Genomic DNA, 23100 nt, shown 5'->3' with positions numbered 1-23100 from the left:
GCCATCGGGTTATCGCCTTTGGCTAGGTGGCAAGGTGCACACGCCGGAAATCCGGCGTTTTGCAACCTACTCGGGAGAGTGGAAGCTGAGGCTGTAGTTGACCGCCCTGGAGCCCGGGTCCTTGATCTCCAGGGAGATGTGGATCGGGGTCTGCGGCGGCATCTCGTCGCGGCCGGCCAGCTCGCCGCTGAGGTACTCGCTGGGGCGGAAGCGGCTGCTGGCGATCAGCTGGCCGTTAAGGTCGGCGAAGCGCAGTTCCAGCAGCGGGAACGGCTGGGCGAACGGCGCGCGATTGTAGAGGATGGCGTCGACCATCAGCGCGTCCATGTACTGCGGATGGCTGCGCACCACCAGGTTGGTGCTGCGCACCTGGGCGATGTCGACCTTGGACGGCAGGGTGCAGCCGATTTCCGGACAGAGGGCCTCGAACCAGGGACGGTAACGGTCCTGCCGGGCCAGTTCCTCGAAGTGGTAAACCACGTACTGGCCTGCCAGGGCGCCGGCGGCCAGCAGATTCAGCAGGCCCCAGCCGATCCAGCGGCCCCAGGGCTTCTTCGGCTGCTGCCAGTCCAGCTGCAGCGGGTCGTCGCTCAGGTCGAGCAGGCTGTCGTTGCGCAGTGCCGGTTCGCTGCGTGGCGCCTTGGCCGCGGGCTCGGCGGCGACCCGGTAGTTGTCGTCACCGATTTCTTCTGCCTCGTCCTCGTCGGAAGACAGGTCGCCCAGTGCCGGCTCCTCGCGCTCGGGCAGCGGCTCTTCGAGCGGCTGGGGACGGCTCGCGGGCTCGGTCTTCTTCGCGGCAGGCGGCTCGGGTTGAGGTTCCTCCCGTGGGCGGGGCGGCGGGACGGCGGCCGGCTTGTTCGCCGGCTCGTCCTTGATCAGCGACTCGGCCCAGCTCTCGTCGTGCCGGCTGTCTTCGTCATCGTCGCGCGGCGCGCCTTCGCCCGGCCGGGGGGCGCTGTCCATCGCCAGAAACTCGCGGGACAGCTGCATTTCCTGTTCTTCCAGCTTGGCCAGTTCCTCGTCCAGGTCGAGGCTGTCCAGGTCCAGGTCGTCGTGAATCCACAGGGTATCGACGGATTTCTTTTCTGCCGGCGGCTTGACCGCTGGCGCCGCCGTGGTCGTGGGCTGTGCGGAGACGGCCGGGGCCGGGCGGGGCGGTTGCGTGGCGGCCGGAGGTACCACGGGCGCCGCCGGTCTGGCCGGAGCAGGAACGGGCGACGGGGTAGCCGGTTTGGCGGCCCGGTTCTGGTCCACCAGCAACTGCTGGGCGGCGTTGAACACGCGCATGCAGGCACCGCAGCGTACCGCGCCATGGGCTGCGCCCAGCTGCGCACGGCTGATGCGGAAGCTGGTATGGCAGTGGGGGCATTGGGTGACGAAGCTGTCGGTCATGCGGGGGTCCGTGCGAAACAGGGCGCTAGTTTACCCAGGCAGGGGCGTGAGAATACAAGGGGTTGCGTGCGTACAGGGCATTTCTGCCCCGTATTGGCGTAGTAGTGCGCGCAACTTACCCGCGTTTCACGCCGCTGATGCGTACCCAGCCGTCCTTTTCCGCCGTCGGATCGAGTTCGAAGGCGTCGGCATAGGCGGCGCGCACGTCCTCGGCCTGTTCGGCGAGGATGCCGGACAGCGCCAGGCGGCCGCCGGCCTGGACCAGGGCGGTGATCTGCGGCGCCAGAGATACCAGCGGACCGGCCAGGATGTTGGCCACCACCACTTCGGCCGGCTGCTGCGGCATGTCGGCGGGGAGATGGACCGGGAAGCGCGCCGGATCGATGCCGTTGCGCGAGGCGTTGTCGCGCGAGGCCTCCAGCGCCTGCGGGTCGATGTCGGTGCCGACTGCCCTGGGGGCGCCCAGCAGCAGGGCGGCGATGGCGAGGATGCCCGAGCCGCAGCCGAAGTCGATCACGGTGCAGCCGGCCAGGTCCTGGCCGTCCAGCCATTCCAGGCACAGTGCGGTGGTCGGGTGGGTGCCGGTGCCGAAGGCCAGGCCCGGGTCGAGCAGCAGGTTGACCGCGTCCGGCTCCGGCGCCTGGTGCCAGCTCGGCACGATCCACAGGCGGCGGCCAAAGCGCATGGGCTGGAAGTTGTCCATCCAGCTGCGCTCCCAGTCCTGGTCCTCGATGTGCTCGATCTGGTGCTCGGGCAGCGGGCCGCCGGTCAGCAGTTCCAGGTGGGCGACCAGGTTGGCCGGGTCGGTGTCGGCCTCGAACAGGGCCAGCAGATGGGTGTGCGACCAGAGCGGGGTGGTGCCCAGGTCCGGCTCGAAGATCGGCTGGTCCTCGGCGTCCATGAAGGTCACCGACACGGCGCCGACGCCGAGCAGGGCGTCCTCGTAGGGCTCGGCCTGTTCCGGGGTGATGGCGAGACGGACTTGTAACCAGGGCATGGGGGCCTCCCTTCGGGCGTAGCTGCAAGCCATAAGCTTCAAGCTGCAAGAAAAAGAAAGGAGCGACCGTGGTCGCTCCCTTGGGGGCATATCGTACAGCTTGCCGCTTGAGGCTTGCAGCTTGCCGCTCGATTTTAGTGCTTGTCCATGCCCAGCTTCTTCTCGAGGTAGTGAATGTTCACGCCCCCCTTGAGGAAGCCCTTGTCGCGGGTCAGGTCGCGGTGCAGCGGGATGTTGGTCTTGATCCCGTCGACCACGATCTCTTCCAGGGCGTTGCGCATGCGCGCCATGGCTTCGTCGCGGGTGCGGCCGTAGCTGATCAGCTTGCCGATAAGGGAGTCGTAGTTCGGCGGCACGGAGTAGCCGCTGTACAGGTGCGAGTCGACGCGGATGCCGTTGCCGCCCGGGGCGTGGAAGTGCTTCACCTTGCCGGGGCAGGGCATGAAGTTGTCCGGGTCCTCGGCGTTGATCCGGCACTCCAGGGCGTGGCCGAGGATCTTCACGTCTTCCTGCTTGATCGACAGCTTGTTGCCGGCGGCGATGCTGAGCATTTCCTTGAGGATGTCGATGCCGGTGACCATCTCGGTGACCGGGTGTTCGACCTGCACGCGGGTGTTCATCTCGATGAAGTAGAAGCGGCCGTCCTCGTAGAGGAACTCGAAGGTGCCGGCGCCGCGGTAGCCGATCTCGATGCAGGCGTCGACGCAGCGCTGCAGCACTTCGGCGCGGGCCTTTTCGTCGATCAGCGGGGCGGGGGCTTCTTCCAGCACCTTCTGGTGACGGCGCTGCAGCGAGCAGTCGCGGTCGTACAGATGGATGGCGTTGCCCTGGCCGTCGGACAGCACCTGGACTTCCACGTGGCGCGGATTACCGAGGAACTTCTCCAGGTAGACCATGGAGTTGCCGAACGCGGCGCCGGCCTCGGTGCGGGTCAGCTTGGCCGACTTGATCAGGTCTTCTTCCTTGTGCACCACGCGCATGCCGCGCCCGCCGCCGCCGCCGGCGGCCTTGATGATCACCGGGTAGCCAACCTCGCGGGCGATCTTCAGCGCGGTTTCCTCATCCTCCGGCAACGGGCCTTCGCAACCGGGTACCACGGGTACGCCGGACTTGATCATGGCGTTCTTGGCCGAGACCTTGTCGCCCATCAGGCGGATCACGTCGGCGGTCGGGCCGATGAAGGCGAAGCCGGATTTCTCCACCTGCTCGGCGAAGTCGGCGTTCTCGGCGAGGAAGCCGTAGCCCGGGTGGATCGCGGTGGCGCCGGTGACTTCGGCGGCGCTGATGATGGCCGGGATGCTCAGGTAGGACTGCGCGCCCGGCGCCGGGCCGATGCACACGGTTTCGTCGGCCAGGCCGAGGTGCATGAGCTCACGGTCGGCGGTGGAGTAGACCGCCACCGTCTTGATATCCAGTTCCTTGCACGCGCGCAGGATGCGCAGGGCGATTTCGCCACGGTTGGCGATCAGGACTTTTTCCAGCTTCTGCATTACGGGCTCCCCGTCATCAGACGATGGTGAACAGGGGCTGGTCGTACTCAACCGGCTGGGCGTTTTCGACGAGGATCGACTCGATCACGCCGCTGGCCTCGGCCTCGATGTGGTTCATCATCTTCATCGCTTCGACGATGCACAGGATGTCGCCCTTCTTCACGCTCTGGCCGACTTCGGCGAAGTTGGCGGAGGTCGGCGAGGCGGCGCGGTAGAAGGTGCCGACCATCGGCGAGCGGACCACGGTGCCGTTCAGCTTGGGCGCGGCGGGGGCGCCGGCTTCGACCGGAGCGGCAGCTGCAACAGGCGCGGCGGCCGGAGCCGGAGCGGCGGCGTATACCGGCTGCGGGGCGTAGGCCGGCTGCTTGCTGTGACGGCTGATGCGCACGGACTCTTCGCCCTCGCGGATCTCCAGTTCGTCGATACCGGACTCTTCCAGCAGCTCGATCAGTTTCTTGACTTTACGGATATCCATAGTTCTGCAACTCCCAAGGGTGAGGTCAGGGGCGTTCTAATTGTTCCAGGGCGGCCTCCAGGGCCAGTCGGTAACCGCTGGCGCCAAGGCCGCAGATCACTCCCACCGCTACGTCGGAGAAGTAGGAGTGATGGCGGAAGGGTTCGCGCTTGTGCACGTTGGACAGGTGCACTTCGATGAATGGGATGCTCACCGCCAGCAGCGCGTCACGTAATGCGACGCTGGTGTGGGTGAAGGCGGCGGGATTGATGAGGATGAAGTCGACACCTTCGCCTTTCGCGGCATGAATCCGGTCGATCAGCTCGTACTCGGCGTTGCTCTGCAGATGCATCAGGTGATGGCCGGCGGCGCGGGCGCGCTGCTCCAGATCCTGATCGATCTCGGCCAGGGTGGTGGCGCCGTATTTGTCGGGCTCGCGAGTGCCCAGCAGGTTGAGGTTGGGGCCGTGCAGCACCAGGAGGGTGGCCATGGGCGCTTCCTTGTTGTTCTGACCTTGGACTGGCCGGGACTATGCCGAAAGCGCTGCGGGCTGTCCAGTTGCCAGAAGTAGTCGGCACGATGGACGAAATTTGCGGCAGAAATATGACGTCGTCAGTTCTGACGGGCGGTGGCGCTGCCCAGGCGTTCGGCGAAATCGGCGGCGTTGATTTCACCTACGACACGCAAATCCTTCCACTCGTCACCGTTTCCGGCGAAGAGCAGGATCGCGGGCGGGCCGAACAGCTGGTAGCGGTCCAGCAGCGCGCGCTGCTCGGTGCTGCTCTCGGTGATGTCGAAGCGGACCAGCCGGTAGCCGCCCAACCGGGCGGTCACTTCGGGTGCGGCGAGCACCTCGCGCTCGATCACCTTGCAGCTGATGCACCAGTCGGCGTACCAGTCGAGCAGCAGCGGCTGGCCGGCGCTCTTCGCCGAGGCGAGGGCGGCGTCCAGCTCGGCCGGCGAGGTGATGGTCTGCCACTGGCTCTCGGCTGCCTGAACAGGAGCACCGATGATGGCGGTGCCATGGCCGAGCGGACGCAGCGGATCGCTCTCGCCCTGCAGGGCGCCGATCCAGGCCATCACGGCATAGACCAGCAGCGGCAGGCCGAGCAGTTGGGCCACCTTCTGGTGGTGGGTCTTCGGCGTCAGCTCCAGCACGCCCAGCCACAGGGCGACGCCAGCGGCCAGCAGGCCCCACAGGGCCAGGGCGACCGGGCCGGGCACCACCCGCTCCAACAGCCAGACCGAAACCGCCATCAGCAGGGCGCCGAAGGCGTTGCGCACGGTGATCATCCACGGGCCGGACCTCGGCAGCAGGGCACCGCCACCGACGGCGAACAGCACCAAAGGCGTGCCCATGCCCAGGCCCAGGGCGAGCAGCTTGAGGCCGCCGCCGAGGGCGTCGCCGCTGGCGCTGATATAGAGCAGGGCGCCGGCCAGGGGCGCCGACACGCAAGGCGACACCAGCAGGCTGGAGAGCACGCCGAGGGCGGCGGCGCTGAGCAGGGTGCCGCCCTGCAGGCGCTGGCTCAGGCGCTGCAGCGGGCCGTCGACGGCGGCCGGCAGGCGCAGTTCGAGGAAGCCCAGGCTGGCGGCACCGAACAGGCCGAAGAAGATGGCGAAGGGCACCAGCACCCAAGGCGATTGCAGGCGCGCCTGCAGGTTGAGTTCGGCGCCGAACAGGCCCATCAGCGCGCCGAGGATGGCGAAGCTGATCGCCATCGGCAGCACATAGGCCAGCGACAGCACCAGGCCGCGGACGCCGCCGGGCTGGCCGCGCAGGACCACGCCGGTGAGGATCGGCAACATCGGCAGCACGCAGGGGGTCAGGGCCAGGCCCAGGCCGCCGATGAAGAACAGCGCCAGTTCCTTCCAGGTCCAGCCGGTGGGGGCGGGTGCGCCGGCCGACGACTCGGCGGCGGTCGTGGGTGCGGCGCCCTTGCCGTCGACCTCGATGCGTTCGGTTTCCGGCGGGTAGCACAGGCCCTTGTCGGCGCAGCCCTGGTAGGTGACGTGTACGGTGAAGGGCAGGTCGATGGGGTTGTCGATCGGCAGCTCGATGTCGGTGATGCCGTAGTACACCTCGACGTCGCCGAAGAATTCGTCGTGCTTCGGCTCGCCCGCCGGCAGCACGGCCTCGCCCCTGGCCAGGTCGCTGGGTTCGATGCGGAACTGGAAGCGGTGGCGATAGAGGTAGTAGCCCTCGGCGTTGACGAAGCGCAGCTTCACCGCGTTCGCCGAGCTTTCCACCAGGCCGAGGCGGAACGCCTCGCGTACCGGCAGGAAGTCGGCGCTGTTGTTCAGCGGCGCCTCGTCGATCACCCCGCGCGGCGTCGGATCATCGAACAGGCCAGCCAGGGCCGGCAGGGTGAGCAGCAGCAGGAACAGGGGCAGCAGGCGGCGCATGGCGGACTCGCACGACGGACTTGGCGGGCATCATACCCAAGTCCGCCGGCTGACCCCAGGCGACCGGGTGGCGCAGGTAGGGCAATCGGGTGAAGGCCCTATTCGGACAAGGCAGGAAATCCGGTCATTCCTGCGCAGGTGGGAATCCAGGTGCGGGTCAAGACACCGCGTCCCTGGGGCCCCGCCTGCGCGGGGACGACGAGGCGTTGGGGGCGTACAGCCGATCTTCCACTCGACTGCCCTGATGGCGCGGGCTGTCAACGGATATTGCCGAGGGAGTTTTTGCGCGGACAAGTCCGCTCCCACGAAGGATCGGTGCCCTGTGGGAGCGGACTTGTCCGCGAATCTGTGGCTTACACGCGAAAGGCCTGCACAGCCGTGTGCAACCTGCCACCCAACTGCAGCAGTTGCTCGCCCTGGGCGCGGCCCTCGCCGATGCGGGTCAGGTTGTCGCCGCCGAGGTGGTGGATACGCTCGCTGCGGTCGCGGATTTCGCTGGCGGCGCCGCCCTGGTGGGCGGTGGCTTCGGCGATGCGCTCGGCCATGCTGGCGATGGTGCGGATGGCGAGCACCACTTCGTCCAGGGCGCCGTCGGCCTGCTCGGCCTGGCTGGCGGTGGCCTCGGCGTGTTCCATCTGCGCGCGCATGGCGGTCACCGATTGCTGGGCGGCGCCCTGCAGGCGGGCGATCAGTTGCTGGATTTCCTCGGTGGCGCCGCTGGTGCGCTGGGCCAGCGAGCGCACCTCGTCGGCGACCACGGCGAAGCCTCGCCCCGCCTCGCCGGCGCGGGCGGCCTCGATGGCGGCGTTGAGCGCCAGCAGGTTGGTCTGTTCGGCCACGCCGCGGATCACCGTCAGCACCTGGCCGATGGTGGCGGTTTCGGCGGCCAGCTGTTCGATGGACTGGGCGTTGCCCTGCACTTCGCCGACCAGGCATTGCAGGCCGGTCAGGCTCTGTTCGATCACCCGCTGGCCCTGTTCCACCGCGCGACTGGCGGCGCGGCTGGCCTCGGCGGCCTGGCTGGCGTCGTCGGCGACCCGGGCGATGGTGCCTTCCAGCTCGCCCAGGGCATCGCGGATCTGCGCGGTGTCGGCCAGCTGGCGCTCGGCTCCGCCGTGCAGGCCCTGGCTCAGTTCGGCCAGGGTGCGGCTGCTGCCAGCCACTTCGCCGGCGTGCTGGTGGATGGTGCCGATCAGCTCGACCAGGTAGCGGCGCAGGTGGTTGAGGGATTCCTCGATGTCGCGCAGCTCGCGGGTGCGCGAGTCGAGGTGGACGTCGCGGGAGAAGTCGCCGGCGGCCCAGGTCGACAGGGCCGGGGCCAGGTGGCCGAGCAGGTTGCTCAGGCGGCGCTGGATGCGGTCCAGGCCGAGGGCGACGAGCAGGATCAGGCCGATGACCACGCCCTGGATCAGGCGCGCCTCGCCCTGGATGCGGCTGTGCTCGGCGCGCACCAGTGGCTCCAGGCCGGCCAGGGCGGATTGCAGTTGCTCGATCTTGGCGGCGCTGGCGCTGAGCAGTTCACCGCGCTGCTGGATCAGTGCGCGGGTGCGCGCCAGCTCGGCCGGATAGCGCTTGACCAGGCTGGCGAAGTCGCGCTTGAGGGCGATGCCCTTGTCTTCCGCCTGCTGCTGGTCGGCGTCGCCCGCCAGCCCGAGCAGGTCGGCGAAGCTGTTGCCGGCGCCGGCGCTTTCGGTCACGCCGAGCAGGGGCAGGGCTTCGAGGGCGCCGGCCAGTTGTTCGAGCGCGCCCAGTTCCCGCTCCACGTCGCCGGCCAGTTCGCTGCGCCCGCTGCTCACCAGTTTGTCGCGGGCGTGGCTCAGGCGCGCCAGGTGCTGGGCGCCGCGGAACAGCGGCTGGGCGTAGCGCTGGGCATCCGGGCTGCCGCTGTCGTCGGCGTAGCGGGCCAGTTGGTCGAGGGCGCCACTCATCTCCCGTTCGGCCTGCAGCAACAGGCCTTGCGGATCGCCGGCCAGCTTGCCGGCGGCGAGCAGGTCGGTGGAGACGAAACGCTCCAGGTCCTGCAGGCTGGGGCGCAGGGCGTCGGCCAGTTGCTCGGGCAGCTCACCCAGCCGGGCCTCCAATTCGGCGATGGCCTGGGTCGCCTGGCTGTGGCGCACTGCGTCGCCGCTGGCCAGGTAGGCCTGCACGTTGTCGGCGACCTGGTGCTGGAACTGCTGGGACAGGTTGAGGTAGCGCTGCATCAGCAGGTACGGCTGCTCCAGCGCCCGCTCCGACCACCACAGAGTGCCGCCCAGGGCCAGGCACGAGGTGATCAGGAGCAGGGTCGAGAGGTTGGTGAGCTGCTTGAGACGCATGACGGGCACCGGAAAAGCTGGCGATGCCCACAGGTTATTGCGATACGGTTACAGCCTTATGACGCTGTGACACCGGTCACGCTTTTTCACCCAGGTAGATTTCCACCCGGTTGCGCCCGCCGCGCTTGGCGACGTAGAGCGCTTCGTCAGCCTGCTTGGACAGGGTGTTGGTATCCATGTCCTCGGTCACTTCGGCGATGCCGCAGCTGAAGGTGCAGCTCAGGTCGCGGGGCTGGGCCGGGTAGTGGATCTCGGCGAAACGCTTGCGGATTTCGTCGAGTACCTTGGCCGCGGTGGCGGCGTCGGTGTCCGGCAGGACCACGGCGAATTCTTCGCCGCCGTAGCGGCCGATGTGATCGGTCTTGCGCAGGCGCTGCTTGAGGAACAGGGCCAGGCTCTTGATCACCCGGTCGCCCATGGGGTGGCCGTAGGTGTCGTTGACCTTCTTGAAGTGGTCGATGTCGAGCATGGCGAAGGTCAGCGGCTGGCCGTCGCGGCGGGCGCGGAAGCGTGCGTCTTCGAGCAGCTGCAGGGTGTGGGTGTGGTTGAACAGCCCGGTGAGGCTGTCGCGCACCATGCGCGCCTTGAGGTTGCGCGCCCGCGCCGCGCGGTTGCGCACGGTGGCGATCAGGTGGCGCGGCTTGATCGGCTTGGTCAGGAAGTCGTCGCCGCCTTCGCTCATGGCGTCGAGCTGTTTGTCCAGGTCGTCCTCGGCGGACAGGTAGATGATCGGCACGCTGACGTAGCGGTCGTTGTGGCGGATCACCTTGGCCAGTTCGGGGCCGTTGCACTCGGGCATGTACATGTCGAGGATGATCAGGTCGGGCTGGAACTCGGCCAGCTCGGCCATGGCCTGGATCGGCTCGGTCAGGGTGCGGGTGACGATGCCCGCGCTGTTCAGCACGCGCTCGGTGTGGATCGCCTGGGCCCGCGAGTCGTCGATGATCAGCACCTTGTAGGGATCGTACTGGATCACGTTGGTGAGGATCTCGATGCGCTCGATCAGGCTGGAGGCGTCCAGGGCGCCGGTGAAGAACTCCTGGCCGCCGGCGCGCACGGCTGCCAGGCGGGTGGGGGTGTCGACGTCCTGGTGGCTGAAGAACAGCAGGGGCAGCTTGTGTTCCAGGCCTTCCTGGGCCTCGCTGGCCAGCGCCAGTCCCTGGTCGGGGCCGGAGAAGTCCACTTCCATAAGGATGGCCGCCGGGTGGCGCTCGTCCATGGCGGTGCGGAAGGCGGCGGCGCTGGCCAGCGGCTGGGCGTGCAGGCCGAAGAATTCCAGTTGCTGGGCCAGGCGCTCGGCACGCTCCTGGTCCTGCAGGGCCAGGTACACGGGTTTGCGCAAGGGCGGCAGGAAGGTCTGGTCGTACTGGTCGCCATGGCGCAGGCCCGTGCGCGACAGGCGCTGCATCAACTGGTTGAGTTCGGTGATCAGCTGGCTGGTGAGGCGCCCGCGATTGGCTTCGACGGCTTCCAGGCAATGGCCGATGGAGCGGGCGAGGTGGACGTGCAGGTCCTGCTCGAAGCGCTCGGCGTAGCGCAGCAGCCCCAGGTTGGCCTCGATCAGCTCGGCCAGCGCGGTCGCGTCCCACTCCTGCTGCTGCAGGCGTTGCCACACCTCCAGCACTTGGCGCGCCTGGTGAATCACGCGCTTGGCGAAGTGTTGCTTGAGCCGATCGCGGCTGGGGTCTTCGTGCTCGATCATGATGGGCATCTAACGTGGTTCAGCCTTTTGGGCTGAGTGATGGCCTGATGCTACCACTGGAAAGGTATTCCAAGGATAACCATTGATCATTTGACGCCAATTTTCCAACTTTTGGCCGAATCGGCGGCATCCAGGCCATTCTGTCACTGCTCTGACTGTGAGCTTCACTTATAGTGCAGAACGGATCGGCCGCGGACAGGGTCGGATCAAGCGATGACGCAATGAAGGATCAAGATCATGCTGGATTGGAAGAATCGCGCAGGTGAGCTGCGTGGCAACGTCGATGACTCGATGGACGGGGTGCGCAGCTATTTCGGTGGCGGCTGGCTCGGCAAGACGCTGGGCACGCTGCTCGGCATCTACCTGCTGGGCGCCATGCTGGTGGGCTGGTACTGGAGTCAGGAGCCGGACCTGTTCCCGGTGCAGCAGCATGCCCAGGCGGCGGCCGAACAGGCCCAGCGCAAGATGGTCAGCGGCTACACCACGGTGGAGACCCTCAAGCAGGTCTCCCAGACCCTGCTGAGCAAGCCCGGCGGCTACCTGTCCAACGACATCGCGCCGCCCGGCCTGTGGCTGGACAACATGCCGGCCTGGGAATACGGCGTGCTGGTGCAGGTCCGCGACCTGTCCCGCGCGTTGCGCAAGGACTTCGCCCGCTCCCAGTCGCAGTCCACCGAGGACCCGAACCTGGCGAAGGCCGAGCCGCGTTTCAACTTCGACAACAAGAGCTGGGCGCTGCCGGCCTCAGAGGCCGAGTACGCCGAGGGCATCAAGTCGCTGGACCGCTACCTGGTGGCGCTGGCCGATCCGAGCCAGCCCAAGGCCCAGTTTTACGCCCGCGCCGATAACCTCAACAACTGGCTGGGCGACGTCGCCACCCGCCTGGGCTCGCTGTCCCAGCGGCTGTCGGCCAGCGTCGGCCGGGTGCGCCTGAACACCGACCTGCAGCCGAACCAGACGGTGCCGGTGGGGCAGACGGTGCAGGTCAGCGAGGAGGAGGTGCGCACGCCCTGGCTGCAGATCGACAACGTGTTCTACGAGGCGCGCGGCCAAGCCTGGGCGCTGTCGCACATGCTGCGTGCCATCGAGGTGGACTTCGCCGACGTGCTGGCGAAGAAGAACGCCACCGTCAGCGTGCGCCAGATCATCCGCGAGTTGGAGGCCGCCCAGGAGACCCTGTGGAGCCCGATGGTGCTCAACGGCAGCGGCTACGGCGTGCTGGCCAACCACTCGCTGGTGATGGCCAACTACATCTCCCGCGCCAACGCCGCGATCATCGACCTGCGCACCCTGCTGAGCCAGGGCTGATGACCCATCCCGCGAACGAGGCGGCGCACCGTGCCGCCTCCGACGCCGAGCGGGTCGCCTGGGTCGACGAGCGCGACCACCTGCTCGGCGGCCTGCCGCGCGCCGAACTGCGCTGCGGCGGGCTGATCGGCCGTGGCACCTTCATCCTGCTGTTCAATTCCCGTGGCGAGCTGTGCGTGCACCGGCGCACCCTGAGCAAGGCGGTGTATCCCGGCTACTGGGACGTGGCCGCGGGCGGCATGGTGGGCGAGGGCGAGAGCTATGCCGAGTCCGCCGCCCGCGAGCTGTTCGAGGAACTGGGTATCGCCGAGGCGCCGCTGCGCGAGCACGGGCGCTTCTTCTTCGACGAGCCGGGCAACCGCCTGTGGGGCGCGGTGTTCTCCGCCGTGTCCGATGCGCCGCTGGCGCTGCAGCCGGAGGAGGTGATGGAGGCGCGTTTTGTCACGCTCGAACAGGCCCAGGTGCTTGTACGGGAGAAGCCCTGCTGCCCGGATTCGCTGCAGGCGTTGCGGTTGTACCTGGACGCGCAGGGATAACCCCCTCTCCCTGTGGGAGAGGGCAGGGGTGAGGGTGCCATGGTCGACTCGGCGTGGCCTGCGAGCCCCTCACCCCCGGCCCCTCTCCCGTGGGGAGAGGGGTGGGGAAGCCCGCGCCGACCGTGGTGTTGTGCAGTATTTCCGTGCGTCCTGGTGCGCGATGCCGAACGGGGTCGCCAATCCGTCGGCCAATGGCGCAATTCTGCACTTAGCAGATGCCACTTTTATCCGTACACTGCGCCACCTTCACGCCAGGCGCCACGCCTGGTTGCGCCGCCCCTGCCTGAGTGGGGCCTCGCGGCTGACATCGTTCAGCCAGTCGCTATCCTGACCCCTACGAGGAAAAGCCGGTGGTCAAGAAAGCTTCGTCGCTCTCCGCCCTGGGCGGTCTCGTCTATTCCACCGATGGCGGTCGGCACTGTCCCGACTGCGGCCAGCCGGTGGCCACCTGCATCTGCAAGCAGAGCCAGATTCCCGAAGGCGACGGCATCGCCCGCGTGCGCCGCGAAACCAAGGGCCGTGGCGGCAAGACCGTCACCACCGTCACCGGCGTGCCGCTGGCCGAGGCCGAGCTGAAGGAGCTGGCCAGCGCGCTGAAGAAGCGCTGCGGCTGCGGCGGCGGGCTGAAGGACGGCGTCATCGAGATCCAGGGCGACATGGTCGAGCTGCTGCTCGAAGAACTCGCCAAGCGTGGCTTCAAGGCCAAGAAGTCCGGCGGCTGACGCGCCGCTTCCTAAACTTCCACGCAGGAGGGGTAGTCCACTCTTCCTGCAATCTTCATATTCGTGATGTACAACCGCTGCCGGGCGGCAGCCCTTTCTCGCCCCACAGGAGACTTCGATGGCCGCAAGACGCACCCGCAAAGACGACGGTAGCCAATGGACGGTGGCGGACAGCCGCAGCGTCTACGGCATTCGCCACTGGGGCGCCGGCTTCTTCTCGATCAACGATGCCGGTCGCGTCGAAGTGCGACCCAACGGCCCTGACAGCGCACCGATCGACCTCTACGCCCAGCTCGACGGTCTGCGCGAGAGCGGCCTGTCGCTGCCGCTGCTGGTGCGCTTCCCGGACATCCTGCAGTCGCGCGTGCGCCAGCTGACCAGCGCCTTCGACGCGGCCATCGAGCGCCTCGAGTACGGCAGCCGCTACACCGCGCTGTACCCGATCAAGGTCAACCAGCAGGAGGCGGTGGTGGAGAACATCATCGCCACCCAGGACGTTTCCATCGGCCTGGAGGCCGGCTCCAAGCCCGAGCTGATGGCGGTGCTGGCGCTGGCGCCGAAGGGTGGCACCATCGTCTGCAACGGCTACAAGGACCGCGAGTTCATCCGCCTGGCGCTGATGGGCCAGAAGCTCGGCCACAACGTGTTCATCGTGATCGAGAAGGAATCCGAGGTGCAGTTCGTCATCGACGAGGCGGCCAGGATCAAGGTCACCCCGCAGGTGGGCCTGCGCGTGCGCCTGTCCTCGCTGGCGTCCTCCAAGTGGGCCGACACCGGCGGCGAGAAGTCCAAGTTCGGCCTCTCCGCCGCGCAGATCCTCTCGGTGGTCGAGCGCTTCAAGGCGGCCAAGCTGGACCAGGGCATCCGCCTGCTGCACTTCCACATGGGCTCGCAGATCGCCAACATCGCCGACTACCGCAAGGGCTTCCGCGAGGCCATCCGCTACTACGGCGAGCTGCGCGGGCTGGGCCTGCCGGTCGACCACATCGACGTCGGCGGCGGCCTTGGCGTGGACTACGACGGCACCCACTCGCGCAACGCCAGCTCGATCAACTACGACATGGAGGACTACGCCTCCACCGTGGTCGACATGCTCAAGGAATTCTGCGACCGCCAGGAAATCCCCCATCCGCACATCTTCTCCGAGAGCGGCCGGGCGATGACCGCGCACCACGCCGTGCTGGTGGTGCAGGTGACCGACGTGGAGCGGCACAACGACGAGGAGCCGGAGATCGACCGCTCCGTCGAGCAGCCGGAAGTGCTGCAGAACCTGATCGACCTGCTCGGTGGCAGCGATCCGGAGATGGTCGCCGAGACCTACTGGCGCGCCACCCACTACATCGAGGAAGTGGCCGCGCAGTATTCGGCCGGCAAGCTCAACCTGACCGAGAAGGCCCTGGCCGAGCAGTGCTACTTCGCCATCTGCCGGCGCCTGCACAACCAGCTCAAGGCGCGCCAGCGCTCGCACCGGGCGGTGCTCGACGAACTCAACGACAAGCTGGCGGACAAGTACATCTGCAACTTCTCGGTGTTCCAGAGCCTGCCGGACACCTGGGCCATCGGCCAGATCCTGCCGATCCTGCCGCTGACCCGCCTGGAGGAGGAGCCGCTGCGCCGCGCCGTGCTGCAGGACCTGACCTGCGACTCCGACGGCAAGATCCGCCAGTACGTCGACGAGCAGTCGATCGAGACCAGCCTGCCGGTGCACGAGGTGCGCGAGGGCGAGGACTACGTGCTCGGCGTGTTCCTGGTCGGCGCCTACCAGGAGATCCTCGGCGACATGCACAACCTGTTCGGCGACACCGATTCGGTGAACATCTACCAGCGCCCGGACGGCAGCGTGTTCCACACCGGCATCGAGACCCACGACACCATCGAGGACATGCTGCGCTACGTGCACCTGTCGCCGGAGGAGCTGATGACCTACTACCGCGACAAGGTGGCCGGCGCCAAGCTCACCGCCAACGAACGCTCCCAGTACCTGGACGCGCTGCGGCTGGGGCTGACCCGCTCCTCCTACCTGTCGACCTGAGGTCGGACGCGGGTTTCACCCGCCCTACAGGCTCCCGTAGGGCGGGTGAAACCCGCGCACATCACGGCCAAGAAAAAGCCCGGTATCCGCTGGGCTTTTTCATGGTGATGCCCCCATTGGCTGTTGCGCCTGCTCGTAGGGTGCGCCGTGCGCACCGAAGCCACGTACGGGCTTGCAGGTGCGCACGGCGCACCCTACAACAGTGGGGCGATCAGCTGAAGTAACCCACCCCACGTGCCATCAGGCTGGCCAGGAACGGCAGGCAGACCAGAAGCAGCAGCTCCAGGCGGATCACCCAGATGGTGCGCCGGGCCTGGGCCGGGGTGATGGTCGGCGCCTTGCCGGCCAGCAGGTCGTTGCGCCAGTTGAAGAAGGTCAGGGTCGGCAGGATCGACAGCAGGCCGACCAGGATGAACAGGGTGACCTTGGCGTGGAACACCCAGTTGTGCAGGTAGTAGTCCACGCCCTTGCCGAACCAGACCACCCGGGCCAGGCCGGTGGCCAGCACCAGGCCGGCCGTCACGCCGTAGGCCAGGTCGATGCGCAGCAGGCGCCGCGCGGTGGCGTGGTCCAGGTCGGCTCGGAACAGGATGTGCTCGCAGGTGAGCAGGGCGAACAGCACGAAGATCGACAGGTAGTGCAGGCTGGCGGCGATCGCATCGGCCATGGCGGGTTCCTCGGATGGCTGGGACGGAATGACGGGCCGTTCTGTCGCGGCCCTGTTCCGGGGCAAGGTACAGGGGCCGGGCGGTGTGATCCAGCGCTCGCTGCGCTCAGCCCGCCGCCGGCAGCCAGGCGTCCCGTCGCTGCAGGCGCCGGGCGAGCAGCGCCAGGGTCACGCCACGCATCAGCATGAAGCCGAGGAAGGCCAGCCACAGGCCGTGGTTGCCCAGGCCGCGCAGCAGCCAGCCGAGCGCCAGGCCCAAGGCCACGCTGAGCAGCATGGCGTTGCGCATCTCGCGCGCGCGGGTGGCGCCGATGAACAGGCCGTCCAGCAGGTAGCTCCACACCGCCACCAGCGGCAGCAGCGCCATGTACGGCAGGTACGGGTAGGCGGCGCGACGGACCTCGGCGATGTCGGTCTGCAGCTCGACGAACAGCCTGCCGGCGAGCAGGAAGAGCAGGGCGAACAGCAGGCTGCCCAGCAGCGACCAGCCGCCGGCCACCACCAGCGAGCGGCGCAGGGTGAGTCGGTCGCGGGCGCCGATGGCGTGGCCGCACAGCGCCTCCACCGCGTGCGCCAGGCCGTCCAGGGCGAAGGCGACCACCAGCAGCCCGTTGAGCAGCAGGGCGTTGGCCGCCACCGTGGCGTCGCCCAGGCGGGTGCCCTGCACGGTGATCAGGAAGAACACCAGGTGCAGCGCCAGGGTGCGGATCAGGATGTCGCGGTTCACCGCCAGCAGCGCGCTCCAGCCGCTCCAGCGGCGCAGCTCGCGGCTCGGTAACTGCCCCGGATGATGGCGCAGTGTGCGCCAGGCCAGGTACAGCCCGAGCAGCGCACCGCACCACTCGGCCAGCACCGAGGCACGGGCCGAGCCGAGCACGCCCCATTCCAGGCCGAGGACGAACCACAGGTTGAGCGCCACGTTGAGCAGGTTGGTGGTCAGCATCACCGCCAGCGCGCCGCGCGCGCTCTGGGTGCCGAGCAGCCAGCCGACCAGCGCCGCGCAGGCCAGGGTGGCCGGCAGGCCGAACAGGCGGGCGTGGAAGAAGTCGCGTGCCTGGGCGTCCAGCTCGGACGAGGGGCTCATCAGGCGCAGGGCCAGGTCGCTCAGGGGCACCGCCAGCAGGCCGACCGCCACGGCGATGACGGCCGCAAGGGCCAGGCTCTGCAGCAGCACCAGGCGCAGCGCCGCACCGTCGCTGCGGCCCGCCGCCTGGGCGGCGAAGCCGGTGGCGCTCATGCGCAGGATGCCGAACACGCCGGCCAGCATGGCGTACAGGCTGCCGCCCACCACCACCGCGCCGAGCTGGTGGGCATGGGGCAGGTGGCCGATCACTGTGCTGTCCACCAGCGCCACCAGCGGCACGGAGAGGTTGGACAGGATCATCGGCGCGGCCAGCGCCCAGACCCGGCGATGGGTCGGTGCGTGACGCCAGGCGGCGAGCAGTGTGGACATGGAGCGGCCCCGGGGTGAAAGCGCGGGATTATAGGCCGGGGCGAAAAGGCGCGCGTGGCACCGCGGCGTTGCTCGGCGACCTTCCAGGCTCTCGCGGGCGGAGTCTTGTGGGAGCGGCCTTGGCCGCGAATTCATGGCCTAGGACTGTGCATGGCGACGAAGAAAGGCTTCGCGGCCAAGGCCGCTCCTACAAGGGCTTCGGTGCCGAGTGCAGATCGTCAACAAATTGATTCCAAGTGCGTAACGCTTCCGTGAAGGGCGCACCCGGCTCGGCTATAGTGCTGGCCTTCCCCCGCCACTCTCCCGAGAGTCCGTCATGTCGTACAAAGGATTGTTTCTGGCTGCCGCGCTCGCGCTCCTGAGCGCCTGTGATTCCTCCACTTCCGATGCTCCCGCCAAGCCGCCCGCCCAGCCGGCGGCGTCCGCCGAACAGGCCGCCAAGCCACGCGCGGCGCTGGACAAGGCCGAGCTGAGCCAGCGCTACGCTGGCCGCGAGCTGGCCGTGGCGGACGTCTCGGAAATCCAGCTGGACGGCGCCAGCACGCTGTCGGTGAGCTTCAGCGTGCCGCTGGACCCGGACCAGGACTTCGCCACCCGCGTGCACCTGGTGGACAAGAAGAGCGGCAAGGTCGACGGCGCCTGGGAGCTGTCCGACAACCTGATGGAACTGCGCCTGCGCCACCTGGAGCCGCGGCGCAGCCTGGCGCTCACCGTCGACCGCGGCCTGCGCGCCATCAATGGCAGCGAACTGGCCGCCGAGTACAGCGCCAGCCTCGACACCCGCGACCTGCAGCCCACGGTGGGCTTCGCCAGCCGCGGCTCGCTGCTGCCGACCCGACTGGCCGAGGGCCTGCCGGTGATCGCGCTGAACGTCGACAAGGTCAACGTCGAGTTCTTCCGCATCAAGCAGGAGGCGCTGACCAACTTCCTCGCCCAGTGGGGTCGCGCTTCCAGCCTGGACACCTGGCAGTCCCGCGAGCTGCTGCCGATGGCTGAACTGGTCTACAGCGGCCGCTTCGACCTCAACCCCGCGCGCAACACCCGCGAGACCGTGCTGCTGCCGATCGCCGGCCTGGAGCCGTTCAAGCAGCCGGGCGTGTACCTGGCGGTGATGCGCCAGGCGGGCACCTACAACTATTCGCAGCCGGCGACCCTGTTCACCCTGAGCGACATCGGCCTGTCCGTGCACCGCTACCACGGCCGCCTGGACGCCTTCGCCCAGGCCCTGGAGGGCGGCAAGGCGCTGTCCGGCGTCGACGTCGAGGTGCTCGGCTACAAGGGCGAGGTGCTGGCCAGCGTCAAGACCGACGGCGACGGCCATGCCCAACTGCCGCTGCCCGAGAAGGCCACCCTGCTGATCGCCCGCCAGGGCGAGCAGACCAGCCTGCTCAACCTGTCCAGCCCGGCGCTGGACCTGGCCGAGTTCGACATCGGCGGCGCGGTGGCCAACCCGCTGCAGTTCTTCGTGTTCGGCCCGCGCGACCTCTATCGCCCGGGCGAACTGGTGCTGCTCAACGCCCTGCTGCGCGACGTCGATGGCCGCTCGGTCAAACCGCAGCCGGTCAACGTGGAAGTGCGCCGGCCGGACGAGCAGGTCAGCCGCAAGTTCGTCTGGGAGCCGGGCGTCAACGGCCTGTACCAGTACCAGTTGCAGCTGGCCGGCGAGGCACCGACCGGGCGCTGGCAGCTGCTGTTCGACTTCGGCGGCGGTCGCCAGCAGATCTACGAGTTCCTGGTCGAGGACTTCCTCCCCGAGCGCCTGGCGCTGGAACTGAAAGGCAGTGAGAAGCCGCTCAAGCCGAGCGACGAGGCACGCTTCCAGGTCGAGGGCCGCTACCTCTACGGCGCGCCGGCGTCGGGCAACCGCCTGACCGGCCAGGTCTACGTGCGGCCGCTGCGCGAGGCGGTCAAGACGCTTCCGGGCTACCAGTTCGGCTCGGTCACCGAGGAAGAACTGAACCAGGACCTGGAGCTCGAGGAAACCACCCTGGACGCCGAGGGCCTGGCCACGGTCGGCGTCGAGAACCGCTGGGCCGAGGCCAAGTCGCCGCTGCAACTGATCCTCCAGGCCAGCCTGCAGGAATCCGGCGGCCGCCCGATCACCCGTCGCCTGGTGCAGCCGGTGTGGCCGGCCGAGCGCCTGCCGGGCCTGCGCGGACTGTTCGACGGCGAGAACGTGGACGGCGACGGCCTGGCCGAGTTCGAAGTGCTGCTGGCCGACCCGGCTGGCAACAAGCTGGCCAGCGACAGCCTGCAGGTGCGCCTGATCCGCGAGCGCCGCGACTACTACTGGAGCTTCTCGGAAAGCGAGGGCTGGAACTACCACTACAACGAGAAGTTCCTCAACCTCGGCGAGGAGCGGGTCAAGGTGGCCGCCGGCGGCACCGCCAAGATCAGCTTCCCGGTGGAGTGGGGCCCGTACCGCGTCGAGGTCACCGATCCGCAGACCGGCTTCACCAGCAGCTTGCGCTTCTGGGCCGGCTACTACTGGCAGGACAACACCGAAGGCGGCGCGGTGCGCCCGGATCAGGTCAAGCTGGCCCTGGACAAGCCGGCCTACGGCGCCGGCGACACCGCCAAGGTCACCGTCACGCCGCCGGCCGGCGGTAGCGGCTACCTGATGGTCGAGTCCAGCGACGGCCCGCTGTGGTGGCAGGAAATCGAGGTCCCCGCCGAGGGCAAGAGCTTCGACGTTCCCCTGGCCAAGGACTGGGCGCGCCACGACCTGTACGTCAGCGCCCTGGTCATCCGTCCCGGCGAGCGCAAGGCCGGGGCTACGCCCAAGCGTGCCGTGGGCCTGCTGCACCTGCCATTCGACCGCGCGCCGCGCAAGCTGCAGGTGAGCCTGGAAGCCCCCGAGAAGATGCGTCCGCTGCAGCCGCTCAAGGTCAAGGTGCAGGCGAAGAGCGCCGACGGCAGCGTGCCAGAGAAGGTCAACGTGCTGGTGGCGGCGGTCGACGTCGGCATCCTCAACATCACCGAATACAAGACCCCCGACCCGTTCGCCGAGCTGTTCGGCCGCAAGGCCTACGGCGTGGACCAGCTGGACGTGTACGGCCAGCTGATCGAGGCCGGCCAGGGCCGCCTGGCCAAGCTGGCCTTCGGTGGCGACGCGGCGCTGGCCAAGGGCGGCAAGCGCCCGGACACCAGCGTCACCATCGTTGCCCTGCAGAGCGTGCCGATCGAGCTGAACGCCCAGGGCGAAGGCGACGTCAGCCTGGACATCCCCGACTTCAATGGCGAGCTGCGCCTGATGGCCCAGGCCTGGACCGACGAACGCTACGGCATGGCCGAGGGCAAGACGGTGGTGGCCGCGCCGCTGGTGGCCGAACTGTCGGCGCCGCGCTTCCTCGCCGGAGGCGACGAGACCAGCGTGGCGCTGGACCTGACCAACCTGTCCGGTGCCGAGCAGCAGCTGGAGGTGCGGGTCGAGGCCGAGGGCCAGCTCAACCTGGCCGGCAATCCCGAGGGCTACAGCACCACGCTGGACCTCGACCAGGCCCAGCGCGACACCCTGCGCATCCCGGTGCGCGCCGTCGGCGGCTACGGCACCGGCGTGCTGCGGGTGACCGTGGCCGGCCTCGACCTGCCGGGCGAGAATCTGCCGGCGTTCAGCCGCGAATGGCGGATCGGCGTGCGCTCGGCCTGGCCGGCGCAGCAGAAGCACCTGCGCGGCGTGCTGCAGGGCGACAGCTGGCAGCTGCCGGCCGGTACCCTGGCGGCCTTCGAGCCGGCCGGGCGCGAGGCGCTGCTCAGCGTCTCCAGCCGTCCGCCGCTGAACCTGGCCGAACAGATCCAGGCACTGCGGGCCTACCCCTACGGCTGCCTGGAGCAGACCACCAGCGGCCTGTACCCGTCGCTCTATGCCGACGGCGCCACCCTCAAGCGCCTCGGCCTGGAAGGCGAGCCGGAGGCACAGCGCCGCCGCTCCATCGAGATCGGCATCGAGCGCCTGCTGGGCATGCAGCGCTACAACGGCAGCTTCGGCCTGTGGGGCTCGGACAGCGACGAGGAATACTGGCTGACTGCCTATGTCACCGACTTCCTGCTGCGCGCCCGCGAGCAGGGCTTCGCGGTGCCGCCGGAAGCGCTGGAGAAGGCCAGTGCGCGCCTGCTGCGCTACCTGCAGGACCGCCAGTTGGTCGAGGCCGGCTACAGCGACAACCTCGACCACACCCGCTTCGCCGTGCAGGCCTATGCCGGCCTGGTGCTGGCGCGCAGCCAGCAGGCGCCGCTGGGCAGTCTGCGCGCGCTGTACGACCGCCGCGCCGACGCCAAGTCCGGCCTGCCGCTGGTGCAGCTGGCCGTGGCCCTGCAGAAGATGGGCGACAAGCCGCGCGCCGACGAGGCGCTGGCCCTGGGCCTGGGCATCGGCCGCCAGCGCAAGGAATGGCTGGCCGACTACGGCAGCCCGCTGCGCGATCAGGCGCTGATCTACGCCCTGCTGGAAGAGAACGACCTGGCTGCCTCCAGCCGCGACCAGCTGCTGTTCTCCCTGGCCGAGGAGCGCTCGCTGCAGACCTATCTGTCGACCCAGGAGCGCAACGCGCTGTTCCTCGCCGGCCGTGGCCTGATCAAGACGCCTGAGAAGGACTGGCAAGCGACGCTGAACGTGGCCGACCAGGTGCGCGAGCTGAGCAACGCTCTGCCCGCCCTGCGGCTCGACGGCGCCAGCCTGGCCGAGCCGCTGAGCCTGAGCAGCTCTTTCGACGGCAAGCTCTACCAGCAGCTGACCATCTCCGGCTACCCGACGGCGGCGCCGGCGGCCCGTGGTAACAACCTCAGCATCGAGCGCGGCTTCTACGGCCTGGACGGCCGCCCGCTGGACCTGGGCAATCTGGCCAGCGGCCAGCTGGTGCTGGTCCACCTGGCGGTGCGCGCCGAGGAGCGGGTGCCCGACGCTCTGGTGGTGGACCTGCTGCCGGCCGGCCTGGAGCTGGAGAACCAGAACCTGGCGCAGAGCGCCGCCAGCCTGGACGACGCTAGCAGCGCGGTGAAGGAATGGCAGCAGTCGATGCAGAACGCGGCGATCAAGCACCAGGAGTTCCGCGACGACCGCTTCGTCGCCGCCGTCGACGTCAACGGCTACGACACCACCCACCTGCTGTACCTGGCCCGTGCCGTCACCCCCGGCACCTACCGCGTGCCGCCGCCCCAGGTCGAGTCCATGTACCGCCCGGCCTGGAACGCCGTCGGCGCGGCTCCTGCGCAGTTGGTGGTGAAGGAGAACTGAAGGATGAGCGGCCCCGGCATGCCGGGGCCGTGATTCAACCGATCAGCAGGCTCAGGGTCCAGAGCGCCAGCAGCAGGACGATCAGGCCCCAGATGATCGAGCCGCGCAGGAAGGCGCGGATGGCGCTGACCAGCAGCAACAGGCCGATGATCAGGACCAGGATGCTGATCCAGTTCGGGTCCATGCCCAGCGAGCGGGACAGGCCGTCGATGAAGTTGGCTCCGGCCTGGCCGATCAGGCGGAAGAAACCGGTCAGGGCCTCGACCAGGACACGAATGAAGTTGCCCAGTATTTCGCCCAGTCGTTCGAAGAAGCTCTCGGTACCCATCGATCCTTCCTTACACTCTGTCGGTGATCCTCAAGCTTGGGCTGCGCCGGCCCGAGCCGAGTTCC

16 protein-coding genes are annotated in these 23100 nt (G+C 68.4%); 5 read left to right on the top strand and 11 right to left on the bottom strand.

The annotated features are described in order from the left end of the window. Positions 1 to 66: 66 nt before the first annotated feature. The 8 genes from N5D30_RS22625 to N5D30_RS22590 form a co-directional block, all read right to left on the bottom strand. A complete protein-coding gene (locus N5D30_RS22625) occupies positions 67 to 1392 on the bottom strand; it encodes a DUF3426 domain-containing protein (RefSeq protein ID WP_279910781.1) in 1326 nt (441 codons plus the stop codon). 115 nt (positions 1393 to 1507) lie between these two features. Continuing rightward, positions 1508 to 2389: a 50S ribosomal protein L11 methyltransferase gene (gene prmA, locus N5D30_RS22620; protein ID WP_279910779.1), complete on the bottom strand. Its 882-nt coding sequence runs from the start codon at positions 2387 to 2389 to the stop codon at positions 1508 to 1510. Between the two features lie 134 nt (positions 2390 to 2523). Continuing rightward, the gene (accC, locus tag N5D30_RS22615; RefSeq protein ID WP_279910777.1) at positions 2524 to 3879 is read right to left on the bottom strand and encodes an acetyl-CoA carboxylase biotin carboxylase subunit; all 1356 of its coding nucleotides are present in this window, start codon (positions 3877 to 3879) and stop codon (positions 2524 to 2526) included. Between the two features lie 16 nt (positions 3880 to 3895). Beyond that, on the bottom strand, positions 3896 to 4354 hold the full coding sequence (accB, locus tag N5D30_RS22610; RefSeq protein WP_279910774.1) for an acetyl-CoA carboxylase biotin carboxyl carrier protein: 459 nt from the start codon (positions 4352 to 4354) through the stop codon (positions 3896 to 3898). A 25-nt stretch (positions 4355 to 4379) separates the two neighbouring features. Next, positions 4380 to 4823 (bottom strand): type II 3-dehydroquinate dehydratase, encoded by a 444-nt coding sequence (aroQ, locus tag N5D30_RS22605; RefSeq protein WP_220815919.1) that lies wholly within the window; start codon positions 4821 to 4823, stop codon positions 4380 to 4382. A 122-nt stretch (positions 4824 to 4945) separates the two neighbouring features. After that, positions 4946 to 6739, bottom strand: a complete 1794-nt coding sequence (locus N5D30_RS22600) for a protein-disulfide reductase DsbD (protein WP_279910772.1) — start codon at positions 6737 to 6739, stop codon at positions 4946 to 4948. Between the two features lie 353 nt (positions 6740 to 7092). Next, entirely contained in the window at positions 7093 to 9054 is a 1962-nt protein-coding gene (locus tag N5D30_RS22595; RefSeq protein WP_279910770.1) for a methyl-accepting chemotaxis protein, read from the bottom strand. Positions 9055 to 9130: 76 nt separating this feature from the next. Beyond that, the gene (locus tag N5D30_RS22590) at positions 9131 to 10759 is read right to left on the bottom strand and encodes a PleD family two-component system response regulator (protein ID WP_220815935.1); all 1629 of its coding nucleotides are present in this window, start codon (positions 10757 to 10759) and stop codon (positions 9131 to 9133) included. Between the two features lie 234 nt (positions 10760 to 10993). On the opposite strand from N5D30_RS22590, the gene N5D30_RS22585 reads away from it, so the two are divergent. The 4 genes from N5D30_RS22585 (at position 10994) to speA (ending at position 15354) form a co-directional block, all read left to right on the top strand. After that, complete coding sequence (locus N5D30_RS22585) at positions 10994 to 12064, top strand: DUF2333 family protein (protein ID WP_279910768.1); 1071 nt, start codon at positions 10994 to 10996, stop codon at positions 12062 to 12064. Beyond that, complete coding sequence (locus tag N5D30_RS22580) at positions 12064 to 12600, top strand: NUDIX hydrolase (RefSeq protein WP_279910766.1); 537 nt, start codon at positions 12064 to 12066, stop codon at positions 12598 to 12600. The genes N5D30_RS22585 and N5D30_RS22580 overlap by 1 nt, the downstream gene beginning before the upstream one ends. Before the next feature lie 350 nt (positions 12601 to 12950). Then, a complete protein-coding gene (locus tag N5D30_RS22575) occupies positions 12951 to 13322 on the top strand; it encodes a translation initiation factor Sui1 (protein WP_279910765.1) in 372 nt (123 codons plus the stop codon). 118 nt (positions 13323 to 13440) lie between these two features. Continuing rightward, positions 13441 to 15354 (top strand): arginine decarboxylase, encoded by a 1914-nt coding sequence (speA, locus tag N5D30_RS22570; protein ID WP_220815913.1) that lies wholly within the window; start codon positions 13441 to 13443, stop codon positions 15352 to 15354. Positions 15355 to 15565: 211 nt separating this feature from the next. On the opposite strand, the gene N5D30_RS22565 is transcribed toward speA, so the two are convergent. Together N5D30_RS22565 and N5D30_RS22560 are read right to left on the bottom strand one after the other, a co-directional pair. After that, positions 15566 to 16021, bottom strand: a complete 456-nt coding sequence (locus tag N5D30_RS22565) for a DUF2214 family protein (protein WP_279910763.1) — start codon at positions 16019 to 16021, stop codon at positions 15566 to 15568. A gap of 106 nt (positions 16022 to 16127) precedes the next feature. Continuing rightward, positions 16128 to 17474, bottom strand: coding sequence for an MATE family efflux transporter (locus tag N5D30_RS22560; protein ID WP_279910761.1), 1347 nt, complete (start codon positions 17472 to 17474; stop codon positions 16128 to 16130). A 316-nt stretch (positions 17475 to 17790) separates the two neighbouring features. Between N5D30_RS22560 and N5D30_RS22555 the strand changes: the two genes are divergently transcribed. Further along, positions 17791 to 22707: an alpha-2-macroglobulin gene (locus N5D30_RS22555; protein WP_279910759.1), complete on the top strand. Its 4917-nt coding sequence runs from the start codon at positions 17791 to 17793 to the stop codon at positions 22705 to 22707. A 34-nt stretch (positions 22708 to 22741) separates the two neighbouring features. Here N5D30_RS22555 and N5D30_RS22550 read toward each other — a convergent pair whose 3' ends face one another. Beyond that, a complete protein-coding gene (locus N5D30_RS22550; protein ID WP_279903587.1) occupies positions 22742 to 23035 on the bottom strand; it encodes a hypothetical protein in 294 nt (97 codons plus the stop codon). Positions 23036 to 23100: the final 65 nt, after the last annotated feature.

Origin of the sequence: Pseudomonas sp. GD03875 (assembly GCF_029840585.1) — a bacterium.
GTDB lineage: Bacteria > Pseudomonadota > Gammaproteobacteria > Pseudomonadales > Pseudomonadaceae > Aquipseudomonas > Aquipseudomonas paralcaligenes.
The sequence above is the reverse complement of the archived record's forward strand: the minus strand, read 5'-3'. Positions and strand labels throughout refer to the sequence as shown.